20 protein-coding genes are annotated in these 17,631 nt (G+C 35.7%); 4 read left to right on the plus strand and 16 right to left on the minus strand.

Annotated features, from left to right (window positions below; genetic code table 11):
* Positions 1-324: 324 nt before the first annotated feature.
* From MKY80_RS12555 to MKY80_RS12585, 7 genes are all read right to left on the minus strand, one after another.
* Positions 325-1,428 carry a hypothetical protein gene (locus tag MKY80_RS12555; RefSeq protein WP_171365001.1) on the minus strand — a complete coding sequence of 368 codons (1,104 nt, stop codon included), beginning with the start codon at positions 1,426-1,428 and terminating at the stop codon, positions 325-327.
* A gap of 14 nt (positions 1,429-1,442) precedes the next feature.
* Complete coding sequence (locus MKY80_RS12560; RefSeq protein ID WP_089986986.1) at positions 1,443-2,774, minus strand: SPFH domain-containing protein; 1,332 nt, start codon at positions 2,772-2,774, stop codon at positions 1,443-1,445.
* A 146-nt stretch (positions 2,775-2,920) separates the two neighbouring features.
* On the minus strand, positions 2,921-3,295 hold the full coding sequence (locus tag MKY80_RS12565; RefSeq protein ID WP_008177401.1) for a DUF423 domain-containing protein: 375 nt from the start codon (positions 3,293-3,295) through the stop codon (positions 2,921-2,923).
* A gap of 11 nt (positions 3,296-3,306) precedes the next feature.
* The gene (locus tag MKY80_RS12570) at positions 3,307-3,732 is read right to left on the minus strand and encodes a thioesterase family protein (RefSeq protein WP_036126381.1); all 426 of its coding nucleotides are present in this window, start codon (positions 3,730-3,732) and stop codon (positions 3,307-3,309) included.
* 537 nt (positions 3,733-4,269) lie between these two features.
* Positions 4,270-4,902, minus strand: a complete 633-nt coding sequence (locus MKY80_RS12575; RefSeq protein ID WP_008177398.1) for a DsbA family protein — start codon at positions 4,900-4,902, stop codon at positions 4,270-4,272.
* A 39-nt stretch (positions 4,903-4,941) separates the two neighbouring features.
* On the minus strand, positions 4,942-5,580 hold the full coding sequence (locus tag MKY80_RS12580) for an NAD(P)-dependent oxidoreductase (RefSeq protein ID WP_096365502.1): 639 nt from the start codon (positions 5,578-5,580) through the stop codon (positions 4,942-4,944).
* 39 nt (positions 5,581-5,619) lie between these two features.
* Complete coding sequence (locus MKY80_RS12585) at positions 5,620-6,258, minus strand: FMN-dependent NADH-azoreductase (RefSeq protein WP_008177396.1); 639 nt, start codon at positions 6,256-6,258, stop codon at positions 5,620-5,622.
* 228 nt (positions 6,259-6,486) lie between these two features.
* Here MKY80_RS12585 and MKY80_RS12590 point away from each other — a divergent pair, with 228 nt between their 5' ends.
* Complete coding sequence (locus MKY80_RS12590; RefSeq protein ID WP_008177395.1) at positions 6,487-6,891, plus strand: Rrf2 family transcriptional regulator; 405 nt, start codon at positions 6,487-6,489, stop codon at positions 6,889-6,891.
* 1,679 nt (positions 6,892-8,570) lie between these two features.
* The gene (locus tag MKY80_RS12595; protein WP_008177390.1) at positions 8,571-8,831 is read left to right on the plus strand and encodes a hypothetical protein; all 261 of its coding nucleotides are present in this window, start codon (positions 8,571-8,573) and stop codon (positions 8,829-8,831) included.
* Positions 8,832-8,998: 167 nt separating this feature from the next.
* On the opposite strand, the gene MKY80_RS12600 is transcribed toward MKY80_RS12595, so the two are convergent.
* From MKY80_RS12600 to MKY80_RS12615, 4 genes are all read right to left on the minus strand, one after another.
* The gene (locus MKY80_RS12600) at positions 8,999-9,382 is read right to left on the minus strand and encodes a VOC family protein (RefSeq protein ID WP_237068886.1); all 384 of its coding nucleotides are present in this window, start codon (positions 9,380-9,382) and stop codon (positions 8,999-9,001) included.
* A 698-nt stretch (positions 9,383-10,080) separates the two neighbouring features.
* Entirely contained in the window at positions 10,081-10,491 is a 411-nt protein-coding gene (locus MKY80_RS12605; protein ID WP_089986980.1) for a hypothetical protein, read from the minus strand.
* 172 nt (positions 10,492-10,663) lie between these two features.
* Positions 10,664-11,098: a hypothetical protein gene (locus tag MKY80_RS12610; protein WP_107922692.1), complete on the minus strand. Its 435-nt coding sequence runs from the start codon at positions 11,096-11,098 to the stop codon at positions 10,664-10,666.
* Between the two features lie 585 nt (positions 11,099-11,683).
* The gene (locus tag MKY80_RS12615) at positions 11,684-12,130 is read right to left on the minus strand and encodes a recombinase RecT (protein ID WP_342529545.1); all 447 of its coding nucleotides are present in this window, start codon (positions 12,128-12,130) and stop codon (positions 11,684-11,686) included.
* Positions 12,131-12,285: 155 nt separating this feature from the next.
* Here MKY80_RS12615 and MKY80_RS12620 point away from each other — a divergent pair, with 155 nt between their 5' ends.
* Both MKY80_RS12620 and MKY80_RS12625 read left to right on the plus strand, forming a co-directional pair.
* The gene (locus MKY80_RS12620) at positions 12,286-12,942 is read left to right on the plus strand and encodes a site-specific integrase (RefSeq protein ID WP_170844195.1); all 657 of its coding nucleotides are present in this window, start codon (positions 12,286-12,288) and stop codon (positions 12,940-12,942) included.
* A 43-nt stretch (positions 12,943-12,985) separates the two neighbouring features.
* Entirely contained in the window at positions 12,986-13,231 is a 246-nt protein-coding gene (locus MKY80_RS12625; RefSeq protein ID WP_338138369.1) for a tyrosine-type recombinase/integrase, read from the plus strand.
* 591 nt (positions 13,232-13,822) lie between these two features.
* On the opposite strand, the gene lpdA is transcribed toward MKY80_RS12625, so the two are convergent.
* The 5 genes from lpdA to MKY80_RS12650 form a co-directional block, all read right to left on the minus strand.
* Positions 13,823-15,217: a dihydrolipoyl dehydrogenase gene (gene lpdA, locus MKY80_RS12630; protein ID WP_089987259.1), complete on the minus strand. Its 1,395-nt coding sequence runs from the start codon at positions 15,215-15,217 to the stop codon at positions 13,823-13,825.
* Positions 15,204-16,076 (minus strand): alpha/beta fold hydrolase, encoded by an 873-nt coding sequence (locus MKY80_RS12635; RefSeq protein ID WP_342529549.1) that lies wholly within the window; start codon positions 16,074-16,076, stop codon positions 15,204-15,206. Before MKY80_RS12635 ends, lpdA begins: the two co-directional genes overlap by 14 nt.
* Positions 16,077-16,143: 67 nt before the next feature.
* Complete coding sequence (locus MKY80_RS12640; protein WP_008177378.1) at positions 16,144-16,737, minus strand: TetR/AcrR family transcriptional regulator; 594 nt, start codon at positions 16,735-16,737, stop codon at positions 16,144-16,146.
* 71 nt (positions 16,738-16,808) lie between these two features.
* Positions 16,809-16,970 (minus strand): hypothetical protein, encoded by a 162-nt coding sequence (locus MKY80_RS12645; protein ID WP_237068888.1) that lies wholly within the window; start codon positions 16,968-16,970, stop codon positions 16,809-16,811.
* Positions 16,971-17,179: 209 nt separating this feature from the next.
* Positions 17,180-17,467 carry a hypothetical protein gene (locus MKY80_RS12650; RefSeq protein WP_342529553.1) on the minus strand — a complete coding sequence of 96 codons (288 nt, stop codon included), beginning with the start codon at positions 17,465-17,467 and terminating at the stop codon, positions 17,180-17,182.
* Positions 17,468-17,631: the final 164 nt, after the last annotated feature.

The following is a 17,631-nucleotide window of genomic DNA, read 5'->3' on the forward strand; positions in this document are numbered from 1 at the left end:
AACATTTCTGGCGTATCTGTCTGAAATTTTCTCATCATCTTCGTTGTCAACCTTATAATTTCCCATCATTTCTAATGGGATAGGTTACTTTTTTACGCCATCTTGTCATTGTATGCTTTCGTTCTACCTAACATGTTATTTATTCAAGGCTGTTCGCTCTTTTTACTATTCATTATAATTTATGCTATGAGCTTCCCTAGCGGCTGGGATAAAGGATGATAATGATTCATAAAGTAGTCAATTACCTAGCATTAATGGACAATTTTATGAAAAAAGCAGTATTCCAAATGGTCAACTAAGCCCCTGATGGAATACTGCTCATCGTTATTCAGACATGAAGAAATACCAAATGACAGCTATCACTAGTAATGATAAGATAACAGCTATCGTTACACGTAGTGGTGATATTGGAGCATCCCCACCTACTCGACCCGTTTGCCCATTGACCATAAAGCGATAAATTTTCTCTTTATAACGGAAGGACGACAACCAAATCGGTAACATTAAATATTTGTATGTAATATCATCATGATTGGTCGAAAAACGTAAATTCGATACGACATCCGCGCTATTTTCCCAACGAATTTTTGAAGTGATCTGCGCTTGAAGATGATCATGGATATCCCTCTTGGCATGATTCCAGCCATCCTGTAAGCCAATGCTATATCGTTCAGACAAAAAGCCCGATACATACTCTGGTTTATAGGCCTTATTGTTTAAAAGATTAAAAGGCTCGATTTTTCGCATCATATTCTGATCATAGCGAGTAGTTGCACTTATTAAATGATCGTCGATAAATTCCTGATAAAAGCCACTTGTTGAATACCAATCTGTTTCTGTATGTGTTTTACCATCTTTATCTGTAACGGTGCGATGTCGTCCATATCTGGCAGAATATCTGGAGCTTGTTTTCGTATCAAATGTCCAGTATGGAAGATAGACCCCTTTAAAGGCATCCGGCCGAGCACTAATTTTGGCAGCTTTCGGTGTAAACAATCTACCTTTTATCCACTTTTGAAAATGTTCCCCAGCTTGCTTATCTGTTACTTCAAAAGCGCATACACCATTTGGGGCTAGTGTGTTTTCAGCACTTGCTTCCATGACTTGATGGGAACCACAGTAAGGACAACTGTCAGCCACCTGTAGTGCATCGTATATCGTTTCCGCCGCACAGGCTTCACAGATCACTGTTTTTTTCTCCACACCCCAATTGAAATTGCCTCGTTCCTCCGCTGTGAAAAAATCCATTTCTTGAGCAGCTTTTTCTTCTTCTTGCTCTGGGGTAGCTATTTCTGACTCAAAGCCACAATAAGGGCAAGAAAGCTTACCTGTCGCAGGATTAAATTCAATTGATGCACTACATGAAGGACATTCCGCATCAAAATCAAGCTTTACTTGTTTGACATTCTCAACTTCTTGCGTTGACATGAATCATCCTCTCCTTACTTCACGTCGTTTTCATCAAACACATCGCCACATTCAGGGCAGAATTTTGGCGGATTAGTAGGGTCTTCTGGCGCCCATCCGCATTTATCACATGCATATACTAACGCTCCTGTAGGTTTTTTTGCCCCACATTCACTACAGAATTTTCCTTTATTTACCGCTCCACATGCACATGACCAACCTTCTTCAACTGGTTTTGATGTCCCACAATTTGAACAGAATTTCCCAGTATTTTCATGACCACATGTACATGTCCACGCATTTGCTTCATTTGCTGTTTGATTTTGCATAGCCGCTTGGGCCATTTGAGCTTGCTTATTTTGTTCATTCAATTGATAAAGCTGACTAGCATTAACGCCACCAGCTTGTGCAGCCATGTTCATGCCCATAAATCCTGACATTGCACCCGCATCATTGTTGGCAGCCGCAATCATCGCATCTGCCTGTGCCCCCGTTAAATGAGCCGCAGCCATCCCAGGATCACGCATCACAGCATTGCGTTGTAATTGTTTAATCATTGCCTCATCTTCTTCAGACGCTTTTAGTGTACTAATGCCAAATGACACAACCGCTAATCCTCGTGTCGCAAGCCATTTCTCTGATAATACTTTGTTAAGAGCATCTGCTAATGCAACTGTATGGGCAGGTATTTCACTATAACGAACGCCGCTTGCTGAAATTTGTGCAAACGCCGGTTGTAGCGCTGTCATTAATTCTGATTTTAACTGGCTATCAATCGAGCCCCGAGTGTATTCACGCTCTACATTGCCACAAACATTTGTATAGAATAATAGGGGGTCTATAATTTTATAAGAATATTCCCCGTGACAACGAATGGCAATATCAATATCTAAGCCAATATTGCGATCAATTACACGGAAAGGGACAGGTGCAGGCGTTCCATATTTATTACCTACAATTTCTTTCTTATTAAAATAATACACTCGCTGATCTTTTGCAGGCTCTCCACCAAATGTAAAACGTTTGCCAATTTGCTTGAAAGTCTCCATAATCCCCTGAGACAGGTCTGAGCCATACATAATGGAAGGTTCAGTTGACGTATCATAAACATACTCGCCTGATTCTGAAGAAAACTCTACGACCTTCCCCTGCTCAACAATCATCATACATTGCCCTTCATTTATCGCAATAATAGAACCATTACTAATAATATTGTCATTCCCTTTATTTGACCCACGTTTGGACGTGCGCTTCACACCTTTAGTCACCAGCACATCGGCCGATAATGACTCACAATAGAAATATTCACGCCATTGATCCTCTAAAACGCCAGATAATGCGCCAATTCCCGCTTTTAATAAACCCATTTAATTTCCCACCTTCACATTGATGTTTAGCTTATTTTATCATCTATAAACAATATGTAATACGCATAATCAGACAAATTGTTTCACTTTTCTTTATTCACGCATAAAAAAACGAGCAGCTCCTATGAGAACTGTCTCGTTTACTTTTATGAGAATGCCGCAATCGCTACAAGTACCCAAGCGACAATAAATAGCATTCCGCCTATGGGTGTAATCGCCCCAAGTTTTTTCACACCTGTCACTGCAAGGACATACAGGCTACCAGAGAAGAAAACAATCCCTGTAAACATTAAATATCCTGCCCATGAAAGCAGGCTAGAACTTCCTAAAAGCGCCTCATTCGAAAGAATACCCAACCCGATAATCGCTAATGCATGGTACATCTGATATTGCACAGCTGTTTCCCAAATGGCTGCATAATGAGGCGATGCAAATTTATCCTTTAGAGCATGCGCCCCAAAAGCACCTAAAATAACACCAATACAGGCCAAAACCGCGCCTAACGCTAAAAACATTTCCATTTATGGCTCTCCTATTTTGCCACAACGGCAATTTCTTTATATTTTGCATCCCAAGCAGGATCCACTTTACTTAACGATACCGGACGCAATGTATCCTTATGAGCTAAAATATGTACAGACTGTGCAGTGGCCGCCACCGTACCATCCTCATGTAAAATTTCATAGCCGTAAGTTGTTCGTAACCGGTCATGCTTTTCTACCCAAGTGCGAACCGTTGCCACCTGCCCATAATGCATCGCAGCCTTATAGGAAATCGATAAATCCATAACCGGCGACACATAACCATCTTCTTCTAATGCCGCATACTTAAAACCCGCATCACTTACAAGCTGCGTACGCCCAATTTCCATCCAAATGATGTAGTTTGCATGATAGACAACGCCCATTTGGTCTGTCTCTGCATATCGAATCTCAATCTGTTTTTCACTCACAAACATTTTCTTCACCTCGTCCTACATTATAGCGTAAAAATGTTGATTTGGTGGGGTTTTTGCTCTACGGAAATAAGAGAGTTGAAAAATAAATGGAAGTTATTCTTGAATAACTAAAATAAATTTGGATTTTTCTAAAATGAAATACATTTCATATAAACTCATATAAACACTTTTAAGTGGGGTACTTTCTGGTGTACCATCATTTTAGTATCAAAGTAATGAGCAGGTGCAATGTTAAATATTTTTATGTATTTCTATAGAAAACAAATTATTTCTTCCACAAATCATTGAAAATTTTCTGTACCTTTGAAATCTTTATCCCATCAGCTATCCATACATCCTCATCTTCACTAGACATTATACATTTATTTTAAATGGCGTTTATGCAACAATCGGGACAGGTTGTTGAGGAAAGTACATGGGAGACATATAAAGAACCCATTAATAATACTAAATAAAACATCCTCTATCTTGTATATTACATAGAGGATGTTTTTATTGAATATCAATTAAATTCTTGAATAAACCGAAACCTTATTTTTATTTTTCTAAAATTTCTTTCAATTGAGTTTCAAGCTTTTCAGCAGTCATAGCACCCCCGCCTAAGCTGATGTATTCATCACCTTTTTTCAATAAAAGTGTAGGATAACTATTAACGTTAAGTTGATGAACCTTTGTAAAGTCAGCATAAGCATCGCTTATAGTATCTTTTTCCTTCATCCGTTCAATAACTAAATCAGGATTAAGATTATGAGCAATAGCTATCTCCCTATAAGTTTCTTCAGCACTAAGGCTTTTTCCCTCGTAATAAAAAGCGTGTTGCATGGATGAAGCAAAATACACTGCACGTTCAAGTGCAATAGATCTTAATGCAGAAAACCCAATGGCTGCAACCTCAGAGTCCATAACAAAAGTTCCGTTTGCTAGAAGTTCTTGGTAAGCTTCACCATACACTACATCAGTAAGCTGACTTATGCGCTTATTTGCTTCAGGAATGTGAGGGTATTCATTTATAGGAAGACTTCTATCTCCTACAAATAAACCGCCGGAAATAATTGTTAATGGTAATTCTGGGTACTTTTCGTGCAAAGTACGAATACTTTTCGAAAAGCCATAACACCAACCACAATATGCATCCCATACATATACAAGAGAAATTTCTTTATCACTCATACTAAAAGCTCCTTTCAAAAGAATAATATTTTTTTGTACTTAGCGTTCTCCCACTACAGCGAAACGCTCATTTTTATGTTGTTGATTTTCTATTTCATCAAGTATTGCAAGAGCATAGTCTGCATAGCTAATGTAGCTTTCACCTGTTGAGTTTAAGATAATTTGATCTTTTCCTTTTTGGTAAGAACCTTTTTTCTCACCTTCTGGGTCAAAAACACCACCTGGGCTAATATAAGTCCAATGAACACTACTAGTATTTCGAAGATCCTCTAGGTTTTCGCCCATATATTTTGCAGTTGGGTAATAGGCTTCTGGAAAACCTGGTGATTCAAATTTTTTCATTGTTTGAGATTCATCTACATACAAACTTCCTGCACCGCCTACTACAATTAATCTAGTTTCAGGAGCATCTTGTAATGCATTAATTAAAACTCTACCAGCTTCCACATGTTGTTGTTCTTGTCCATTGGGAGCCTTAAAGGCATTTACCACTACATCAAATTGATTAAGGTCTTCCTTTTTTAAATCAAATACATTTTTCTCTAATATTGCCACTTGTTCATGAGATACTTTAGCAGCATTACGAACAATAGCTGTTACTTCATGTCCACGACTAAAGGCTTCTTTAAGAATAAAACTTCCTGCTTTACCATTTGCTCCAATAATACCGATTTTCATGTTAATCCCCCTAATTTAAATAGTTATTCCCTGATAATTTTAGAAAGTTTTAGCTAAATCTTTTGCACGAGCAATAGCATCTTCTTTAATTTCTAGTGCTCTTTCAGGCACTTTATTATGTCCCTCAACGAAGAGTCCTTCTAAAGAAGGAACACCAAAGAAATTCATCATTACTTGGAGATGACGATGACCCATTTCAAGTTCTGCAGCTGGACCTTCAGAGTAAAAACCACCTCGTGCCTGTATGTGCAATGCTTTTTTGTCTGTTAGCAACCCTACTGGCTGTCCGTTTTCTGTATATCTAAAAGATTTACCTGCTACAGAAACTGCATCCAAGTAAGCTTTCATAACGGGAGGATATGAAAAGTTCCAGAATGGCGTAACAAAGACAAACTTGTCAGCCGTAATAAACTGTTCGTTTATTTCACCAAGGCGAGTTACTTTTAATTTCTCTTGCTCTGATAGATCCTCGAAGCTTGACCCTGATCTAAGCTTTCCCCACCCACTAAAAACATCTGCATCAATTTGAGGGATATTTTCTTTATATAAATCAATGTGAACTACTTGATCGTTAGGATTAACTTCTTTATACGTATCAATAAACGCTTTTCCTGTCGCCATACTGTAAGATTTTGATTCATCATGTGGATGTGCTGTGATATATAATACTGTTGTCATTTTGTAATACTCCCTTTCTTCCAAAGCATAGTAATAGTTTTATTAAATACAAAAGGTTATTAAGTTGTAACAATAATTGTTACACCCTTCTGTAACGATTATAGTTACACCTTATACGAATGTCAATAATCTTTTTTCAGTAATAATCTTTTTAAATAATTATTTGGATATTATCTAATTGACAAATAAATATATGTAACTAATATTATTACATGAGGGGTGATTTGCATGATAAATATACGTCTTTCTGTAGCGATCCATGTATTATCGTTAATTTCTACAGACTCAACATTATCATCTGAAAAGATTGCCAGCAGTGTAAATACAAACCCTGTTGTCATAAGACGAATTAGTAGTGACTTAAAAAAAGCTGGAATTCTGACTTCTAAAGTTGGCGTACCAGGTTCTTCCTTAACTCGAGACCCTAGTGACATCACTTTATTTGATATTTATAAAGCCGTTCATCTAGAAAAAGAGTTGTTTCCTATACACAATAACCCTAATCCTGATTGCCATGTAGGTAAAAAAATTCAACATACACTGAATGTAACCTTTGAAAGTGTACAAACCGCAATGGAAAACGAGTTAAAGAATAAAACTCTCGAAAGTGTTATGAATCATCTCAATGAATAGAGATGATTTTTTTTATTAATTAATATTTAGATTTGATTTGGAGGATAATAGCTTCTTATATTAGGTGTGTTCCTATACGAAAGAAGGCGAAAAAGGGATAAGTTTGAATAAATGTACTTAAAGTAACAGGTGCAAGAGTTCAATAAGTGAGTTATTTAAAATGAGTAATGAATAAACATTATTATTCAATAACGGAGGCTTTAGTTCAAAAAGGAATTGGAAGTTAGATTTTATAATTTTTAATGTAAAGAAGAACCTATTTCAAAAATAATATTTTAACCCCGCCCTTGCTTAGAACAGGGTTATGCTTGATTGAAAATTAATTAGTCTTTGTACTGAACTATTGTTTAATCTCCTTTAAGTAGTTAAAAATTAAATTTTCAACTTGTGTTTTTAGCGCTTGTTTTGCGTACCGTAGTACTACATCTTCTCCAGGATTCTTCACCACAACGTCGCTAAAATATTGATCTATATGATCCACCTAACTATTTCGATTCTTTGTTTAGTCAACATGCGCTTTTTATTGTAGTAATCAGGCCTTATAACTTTTAAAAGGACATCAACTATTTCGATATAGACCTTGGACATCTTAAGATTCCCTAGTTTATCGTAGTATTTGTAAAGACTTTACTGCCATCTCCAAAAGGATAAATTGATGTACATCTCTCCGTTCTTCAGGCTTAATCATCGTCTACGAATGATGCTTTTTTTTGAATTAGATCATATGTAATTCGTTTTATCGATAAATCTGTATCTAATAATAACTCTTTTTTGTACGTATCAATGCCAGTTACCAGCCCTACATGGTCATGTAGTTTATAGTGGTCCTACAGCGTTAATTTACCTAATTTCTGCAATTTAAACGCTCGCTGTACAGTTTGCTCTATCTCCTCTAATTCCCACGATCATGTAACATACAAATCACTCTCCATTATTAATCGATATCTAAAATTTTTAGGATATCTAAGAAATGCACTTTGTGAATATTCATGTACTTATCTTTAATATGGATTAATTTAGTGTTTGCATCCATTTATTTTTGAGACGGTCCCTGATAGCGAATCTTCCTGCTTATAAATGGTGAATACCTTTGTCTGATTACCCTGCATAGCTTCAGTTAGGGAGTTTGCGATTTCCTCTAAATCAAATTCATCTCGCTCAGGTTGTTTTGACTCTTTTTTTTTGTAGGTGTTTTTGTTTTAGCTGCCATTTTAACCTCTCCCTTAACAGAGCATTTGTTTGTATTTACCAGAACATATATTCGCTTTTTAGCAAGGTAAAATTGCTGGAAATAAAAAAAGGCTATCGTATTTGATAACCTTTAAAATCTTTCTTTGAAATTGACAGCTATAATATTCTCATCTCTGTGGACCATTCTAATTACGTTGTAACCCTGTTCCTTTAAAAGGTTTAGAGCCACATCATCTTTTAGTGCTTCATGTACTTCATGTGTTAGATGTAGCTTGATAAACCTATAATTGGTACATGGTCAGGTTCACGTTTAATAAAAATTTTACTGGTACTATTATATCGTAATTTTTAATCCACACCCCTTTACAAATAGTTCTACAGAGACAGTGAAAACCTTTCCAGTTAATTGATAATCGATTTATATATACAAAACATATCAAATTCCCTAAAATGGTAAATAGTAGATAGATAAATTGAGGTGGAAATTGATGAATAAATGCCCTAATTGTTTAGCCAGTAACCCTTTTAAGAAAGTATATAGAGATGGTTTAGTATTTGTAAAATGTGAATATTGTAATACAATCTTTGAAGATACTTCAACGAGAAAAACGAGAGAAGTGTCAGAGAGAGTACGAAACGAAGTTCAAAATGATGTGCAAAAAGAAAAATCTTCAGGTAAGGCTCTAGCAATTGGGATAGGACTTATGATCCTTTATTTTATTATTGATACTATATCTAAACTTTATTAAATTATAAAATAAAAGTTTGTTATATGAACAAGGGTATTTATGCTATCTCGGTCTTTCTGTTAAAAGAATGAAAAAAGCCCCCATAAAAGTTAGATTGATGTCTAACTTTTACGTGGCAGTTCAAGTCGTTATTAAAAAGAATAATTTATTTTAAACAAACTTCCTTATCATTCAACCAATGTGCAAATTTCAATAAAATGTCCATCTGGATCTGCTACATATGCAACTGTTTGTCCCCATGGTTTTGTAGCTGGTTCCTTTATGATTGGTACACCCTGTTCACGGAGTTTCTCGATTGTTGCAGACACATCTTCAACAACAAATGCGATTTCAAAAGTTTGAGTTGACGAAGTTAATTCAGGTACATCTAAACCTATTTCTTCTTTGACAGATTTACGCGTATTAATCGATAGAGTTGTTACACCAGTGTCGAATTCAACATATGTATCTTGTTGCATTTTGATTTGCAAACCTAGAATGTCTTTGTAAAAACTCATCGTTTTTTCAAAATCATTTACGTAAAGAATGATATATTTCATAGTTAGTTTCACTTGCTTCTCTCCCACTTTTGGTTTAAATACCAGATTATAGTTTATTAACCATATAATTAAAGTATTGCTTGGACAAGTATAACATTCGATATTTATTTCTTTCAACTTGCAGGCATTTTTAGCCTTTTATATTAATTAAGATACCTAATCTCTTAAAAAAATATGGGCTGGCCATGTCTGTCATGCTCCGAACAAGTTTGTTCAGCGCAGGTCGGTCGTCGGTCGGTCTTTCTCTAATATTTTGGTTTTTATAAATACCAATATAGGAAAGCCTTACCGGGCCGACCTACTTCCTAGCTTACATCATATTTTTTCTTTCACAAAACATGATACATGTTTTCATTTGTTCCTTTTGTTACATCTGTTCCTTTTGTTACTCAATCGCGCCCGATTGTTGAAGATCGTTTCACCTAAACCACCAGCAATTGTAATATAGGATTGAGAAGAATACAGATTTAGAAAGTCTCCATATACAGGTTTTTATTCATATAACATCCTTACAATGTTTTCTGCAAAATTTTGAAAAGTCTTATTGTAAACTCTCTTTATATACCTTTGTATAAAAATGTATAAACAATATCCAATGAAAAAGCCAAGTAACGTTTGTTTTACAGCGTTTCTTGGCTTTTGTGTCTACCCAAACTTTTATTTGGGAACGTTATTTCGTTATTGGATGTACAGATATACAGCTCAACTTCTTAACATTCATCTTGATAAATTTGAACTGTTTTAGGTTTTAAATTAACTATATTTTTAAATACTTTAAGATTTTCTATATGTCTAAAAAATTCATCTAAGCTTTCAAAATCCATTGACCATTCTGTAACTTGTAATTTTTTAAATTCATCAATAGGAGTAAATAATAGTTTGCAATGAAGCTGGCTCATTCCTAAATATTCATCATCTTCGTATTCAGTAAACTGGCGTACAAACGAAAAATGAAACATTTCTTTACGGTAAGTACCACATTCGAATAAAATTTCCTTTTCATCTTCTCCTACAATATCTTCCTCACAAAATTCTTTAAATGTTGTCCAAATTGACGATACTGAATCTGTATCAACATTTATTTTTCCTTTCAAATAACCTTCTACTTCTTGAATCCTCACTATTTATCGCCCCTCTTGTTACTTGTTCAACCTTTATTAAGAATAAAGAGCCAAGTCTAATTAAGCAAATAAAGTTACCAAAGCGTCGTTTGGTAATATATCTTTAAAAATTGTTATTCAATAATATGGCCCGATTGTTGAATAAATGTTTTAAAAAGAAGCAGCCTTTCGGCTACTTCATCATCTGACTCAAAATATTATTTCTTACTCTAAAAATTGTCGTGCTAGATAACCCCATATGCTTGCCAATTGCACGTATGCTATCCCCATCTAGCAATCTATGAAGGACTTCAACCTCTCTATCGCCTTCTACAAATGGAATGTGTTTCTGCACTTCTGCTATCTTTTGCTCATATTGCTTAATTCGAAAATTCAGCGAATATACACGACGTTGTACTTCTGTAAACACTGGATCACTAGTTCCACCACTTGCCTTTGGTAATGTTGCTTCAAGGCCATACATAGCTGTTTTAGCTCCAATGTAGCTATTGTTATTCATCTTCGCTACCGGCTGCTTTGCTTCCTCAATTGTTTCAACCATCCAACGATAATTCTCAATCCACTGAAGTAAATCCTCTTTCGTAACTTTAATTTGCCCTGTTAACATAGGTTTGCCCTCCTACGGTCAATATTTGAAATTTTTAAATTTTTAATCTTAAATTACTAGCCTAAAATTGACCTCCAATATTCAATTACTCGTGGTACAATAATCCAGCAAGGAGGTTTTTATACAGTTATGGAAATATTATTTGGAATTATACCTATTTTCTTTTTATTAGTTTTCTATCTTGTACCAATAGTATTTATAGTCTGGTTCGTGCTTAAAATCATTAATATCCAAAAAGAACAAACTGAAATTCTATTAAGAATTGCTGAAAAGTTAGAAAAGTAATGTAGTATGGAGAGCTTCTATAAAAAGCTCTCTAACTTCTCACAAACCGCAAAACTACCACTAACTTTGATAACTCTATAGTTTGGATACCTAGTCATGTATTCCAGTACCAAGCGTCTGATTTCATCGTTATCCTTCGCCTGTTGAAATATCCAAGCAGGCAGAAGGACTTTGTGGGGTACGTTACTGTTCAATGATCAATTCCTCTTGAGTTAGTTCATCTTCAATAACTGAGTAATCCGTAACATCGATAACATCGCTCATATCCTCGGAAACCTCTGTTTTAATCGTTTCATCAACCTAGATTGACTTAGGAGCATATTTCAATACTTCTTTCAGTACAGTTTTCTTAGCCATCGCGTCATAATTGGTTTTCCAAGGGCTTGTCCAACCTTTCTGAACTGCTTGTGAGAACTTGTGAGCATGCTTTTCAACACGTTCTCTTGTCCAGTAAACAAAGTCGTATCCACCATTTTTCAAGTGGTATACAGCGTAGTAACCGATTGGTTCACCCTGTGGGTTTTGAGACGGAACATGAACAAGATCTTTGTGTAATCCGTTTGAGTAAGAAAATTCATCTTCTTGGAAAACTTCATATGCATAAATTGCCTTGTATTGCCCACTACGTACTGCTAAATCGATTAAGCCTTTATAACCTAATAGGAACTGAACTTGTTTGCCGTATGGGATTAGATAGGCTTGTCCTAGCCCTGTGTTTGGCTCCACTCCTAATTGAGCAGATTGCATAAGTGCAGCTAGAAGACTGAATTGGTCGCAGTCTAGTAATTTAGGAGTTATGTTCGAACTGCTGTTAAAGCGATTCGAGCAATGCGATCAGCATCCATGTGTTTTGGTAAAGCATGTTGGATTTCAGGTCCCATTTTTTAACAAAGCATTTCAGGATGTTTCAGGAGAAGCTTGCTTTGATACTTGATTTTGTGACTTTGCTTGATATGAAGAAAAGTGTATGGCGTCCTGGTACGTATATACATTATCAAGAGTCATATAACAATCATATAAAACCACCTATCGGCAATCACAAGTTACAAAAACCCACAAAAATGACTCTTCAAAGGGAATTAATTGATAAATTGGTTTCTTATAAGTTAAAACGTGCAACCATACAGGAGATATTTAGAGTTTTTAAGTCAGCTGTTTCATATGCTGTCGAGGAAGAAATCCAGCCGAAAGATTGTTTTACGAAGATGGATTTTAGCGCCGCACCTACTGGGGATAAAGCAAATTTTTATACTGAGGAAGAATTAAAAACTTTTCTATCATGCGTGAAAGATAACGATCCTACTACTAGATATACTGCTATTCTTACTTTAGCAATGACAGGAATGCGGAAAGGCGAAATGATGGGAATAACATGGAATGACCTTGATTTTAAAGCAAAATCTATTACGATAAACAAAGCTAGAACAAGAACAGGTCTTGGTCCGCCAAAAAGCGATAACGGTTATCGAAAAGTAAGTATGAATAATGAATTATATTCGCAGTTAAAAATTTATAAAGCCTGGTGTATAAAGAAGAAATGGGAAAACAGCATGCCATAAAGACGAGGATTTTGTTTTCATTTCACGACAAGGTTGTAATCCAATAGGATTAACTTATGTTGAAGATGCATTAGACATGATTTGTACTAAATATAACTTAAGAAGAATTTCTCCACATGGATTAAGACATACAGTTGCTTCCATTTTACTGGCACGTGGGGAAACACTTGTTACAGTGGCAAAAATACTTGGAGATAACCCAAATACTATATTAAAAGTATATGTACATTCATTTGAAAAAGACGAAATTAAATCTATCGATCTAATGAACCAGTTTGCAAATGGATAAAATAAAAGTTAATAGCGATTTCTCATCAAATTGGGGTACTTTTTGTGGTTCGCTTTTACTGTGACCCCTCCCCTCCCTTATATATCAACGTTTTATTCTTTTTTCCATCCAAATGATGTAGTTCGCATGGTAGATTTTGGTCTGTCTCTGCATATCGAATCTCAATCTGTTTTTCACTCACAAACATTTTCTTCACCTCGTCCTACATTATAGCGTAAAAATGTTGATTTGCTGTGGTTTTTGCTCTATTGATTAGAAGAAGTTAAAATATGTATTTCTACGAAGATTTAAAATTAGATCAAAAAAATATTTTTAAAAAATGTTGGTTTCCTTTTTTACCAGTTGTTCACTGCTTAATTGGGGTACACTCGGGAACAAACATTAAAAAATCAAAGATGCTGGGCAGGTGCTAAAAATATAAAAATCACTTCTCTTAATGAGAGTGATTTTTATATTCTTTTTATTATAATGACAACATCTACCAGTGTTGATACAATTCATTCTCAAAGGATAAACTTTTACTAACTTTTTCTTTTTGTTCATTTAGCAGGAAGATTAGTATCTTTGATCAAACTTTCTATTAAAGCAAAATTATGCTTTCATAATATGAGTTGGCCTCCCTATAATTACCTCAGCAGCTTCCCTTGTAATCTCACCTAAAGTTGGGTGAGCGTGAAGTGTTAAAGATATATCTTTAGCAGTCATGCCCGTTTCGATTGCAAGACCCATCTCAGCAATCATATCAGATGCACCATCACCTACGATTTGAGCACCGATTAATACCTCATCTTTTTTGCGTACAACAAGCTTCACAAAACCTTCTGCTGTGTTTAAAGTTAATGTGCGGCCGTTTGCAGCAAATGGGAATTTTGCTACTTTCACCTCGATACCTTCTGCTTTTGCTTGCTTTTCATTGTAGCCAACAGTTGCAAGTTCTGGATCCGTAAAGCAGACAGCCGGGATTGCTAAGTAATCTACGATTGACTTTTCGCCAGCAATTGCTTCTGCAGCTACTTTACCTTCATAAGAAGCTTTATGCGCAAGTTGTGGGCCAGATATGATATCGCCAATTGCATAAATATTGGGTACTGAAGTACGGCATTGTTTGTCAACTTTTAATAAACCTCGTTCTGCGAATTTGATGCCTACTGCTTCAAGACCCATTTCATCTGTATTTGGACGACGGCCTACAGTGACTAATACATAGTTCGCTTCAACTGTTTTTTCTTCTCCACCAGCTTCATACGTTACAACTACGCCGTTTTCATTTTCTTCCACGCCTTTAGCTGATGCGCCAACAATAACTTCCACGCCTTTTTTCTTTAAGCCTTTTTTCACAACTTGTGTCATTTGCTTTTCAAAACCAGCTAAGATGTCTTTGCCCCCTTCAATGATTGTTACTTGAGAACCTAAGTTAGCGTAAGCAGATCCTAGCTCAGTACCGATATAACCACCACCAATAACAACTAATTTTTGTGGTACTTCTAGTAAAGAAAGTGCACCAGTTGAGTTGATTACGCGTTCAGTGAATTTGAATGTTGGAATTTCAACTGGTCGAGAACCTGTCGCAAGGACTGCATTTTTGAATGTGTAAGTTTGTGAGTTGTCGCCGTCGATGACACGTACAGTGTTTGCATCTATGAAGGATGCTTCACCTTTCACGATATCAATTTTGTTGCCTTTTAATAGACTTTCAACACCACCTACTAATTTAGAAACTACGCCTTTTTTGAATTCTTGCACTTTTGTCCAGTCAAGTTTTATTCCTTGTGCAACAACACCCATATCATCTGAATGCTTTGCTTGCTCAAAACGGTGACCTACTGAAATCAGTACTTTTGATGGGATACAGCCGACATTTGAGCAAACTCCTCCTAAATACTCTCGCTCTACAATTGTTACGTTTTGCTTCATTTGAGAAGCACGGATAGCCGCCACGTATCCTCCTGGGCCTGCACCAATCACAAGTGTATCAATATACTTCATCTATTATTTCCCCCTCATTACTTGTTATAAAATGAAAAACATTATCCCAAAAAAATTCATCTTTCACACAATTATGGTGACCTTTTGTTACAACTTTAATTACTTGTTTAAAATTACTACCTTTTATTAGGACATCCACATTTGAAATAGGCACTTTTTTGTCCTTAATTGAGTGTATGGCTAGAGCTGGGGACTGTTGTGTTTTTAATATATTTTCTAAACACCATTCTCTTCTTGCTTTTAAAAAAACACCTCCCCGTAATAAAAACCAACTGACAAATAGCCAGCCAAAAGGAATATACGGTATTTTTACTTTCTCTGCCATTGATTTGCTAATACTTTTTAATGATGTAGGCATTGAATCGGTAATAAGTGCTTGTAACCTAAAATCTGTAGAATTCACAATACTTGCAGCAATCCCCCCCATTGAATGTCCTAAAACGTAGATCGCATTACTATTAATATCTGGTCTCGTCCATACATAATCTATCGTTGATGTTATACTTTGAACAAACGATGCAATACTTACTTGTTTTTGTTTTGACTCACTTTCCCCATGACCAATAACATCCACAATTATTACGTCATAACCGTTAGCTAATAAGGGATCGACATACCGCAACATGTCTGATTTATTAGAGCTCCACCCGTGAATCAGTAGAAAACAACCTCTTGCCTGCTCACTTTTAATAAGCCATCCTCGAACTGTCCCAATGCCGAGTTCTATTTCAATGTTTTCATAAGTCGAATTCGGGTATTTTTTACACTCTTTCATTTTCGGTGTAAAAATATGAAGAATGATATATCTCCTTAGAGAGAAAATAATTGTTATGAAAGCAACGAATAAGAAATATTTCATAAAAACACCTCCACACAAGATACCGAACGGTCTCTTTTTGATTATAAAAAAGACGGCTTTAATGCCGCTAGTTAGCAATCATTGCGATATATTGCCTCAAATTATTTATTATGATCTCTGTTAATTGTCCATCATTCTTTAATCTATCTAAGACGAGTCCGCCTTCAAGTGTTGACACAATATAAATCGCAGTGTCGTACGGCTGCACTGACTGCTTCAACTCCTGATGCTTAATTCCATCCTCTATAATATTCATTATCCACATTATCAACATATCCATAGCTTCTTTGATCGATGGCAGTAATGTACTCCCTTCTAAATCATCCATTTCTATAGCTGCGTTAAAAATAGGACATCCACCTACTATGGGTTTTCCTGAACTTAATTGTAGAAAAGCCTCCACAAATGCGATTAATTTATCTGTTGCATGTTCGTGTATTGAAACACTCATCTTTAAATGCTCCTGCATGATTTCAGTTGAAAAATGAAAAGACTCAACCATCAACTGCTCTTTATCCTTAAAGTGTCGATATATCCCCCCTTTTTGAATATTTGTTTCCTGAATAATGTCACTCATCGTTGTTGTCATGTAACCTTTTTTGTTAAAAATCGCAGAAGATTTTCGAATAATATTGCGCCTAGTTAATTCACCTTTTTTCATTTAAACCTCCAAAAAGATACCCTTCAGTCTCTTTTAATATATAAGAACTTGAATATAATTTCAACAACTATTTAACATGCAAGATGTGATTTATCAATCAGCTTTTTGTACACTGCTTGTTTGAGATAGTCACGAACTGCAGCTTTAAGTGTTTTGTTAGTAAATTTCATAGTATCATCATCCTTTTCAATTAAATCATTTTTCTCATTCATAGCATTTTCAATTCGTTTCAAGAAACTATCCCACCGTTCTTCACTTAATATTCGATGTGAACAATATTCCCTGACCAATCCTGGTACTTCTTCACTCGCTCAATACCCAGCCATACTGTTTCAATAATGTTGAAATGCCTGAACTGCATTTTCTTCTGCAACTCCATTACGAACACCACCACTTTTGCTGTAGCAAATTTCTACCTCAATAGAAATACGATTACCTTTCTTTAAAGTGTTAGGATCATTACTGCCTCCGCCGTCTCCGCAATGCCAAGCGTTACGATTGAAAGGAATTGCTTAAATAACCTCTTTATCATCAACTGAAACATAGAGAGACTTTGAACTTGCTTGTTTACTACGTATGAAATTGGATTACCGAACATGTGGCCAACCTTTGTATCTATTATTTCAGCATCTAAAGGATTATTAAGAGTATTGTTCACCTTGTCGTCAACACGAACTACATGGTCATTACCTTGCGCATAATCGGTTGGTTTACGTGTTAAAATTGGCACTGCTAATAGTTCAGCTTTATACCAATTGTAGTAGAGTAATCATTTGTTACGTTCTGCTTTTGTTTCTGAAATTAGCTTATCGAGTAAAAGAGGTGTAACGCCTTTCTCATCGATATAAGCAATGTATTCGTTCACTGTACCACTTCCTTATTTTGAATTGACCC

Source organism: Lysinibacillus sp. FSL R5-0849 (assembly GCF_038595075.1).
GTDB lineage: Bacteria > Bacillota > Bacilli > Bacillales_A > Planococcaceae > Lysinibacillus > Lysinibacillus fusiformis.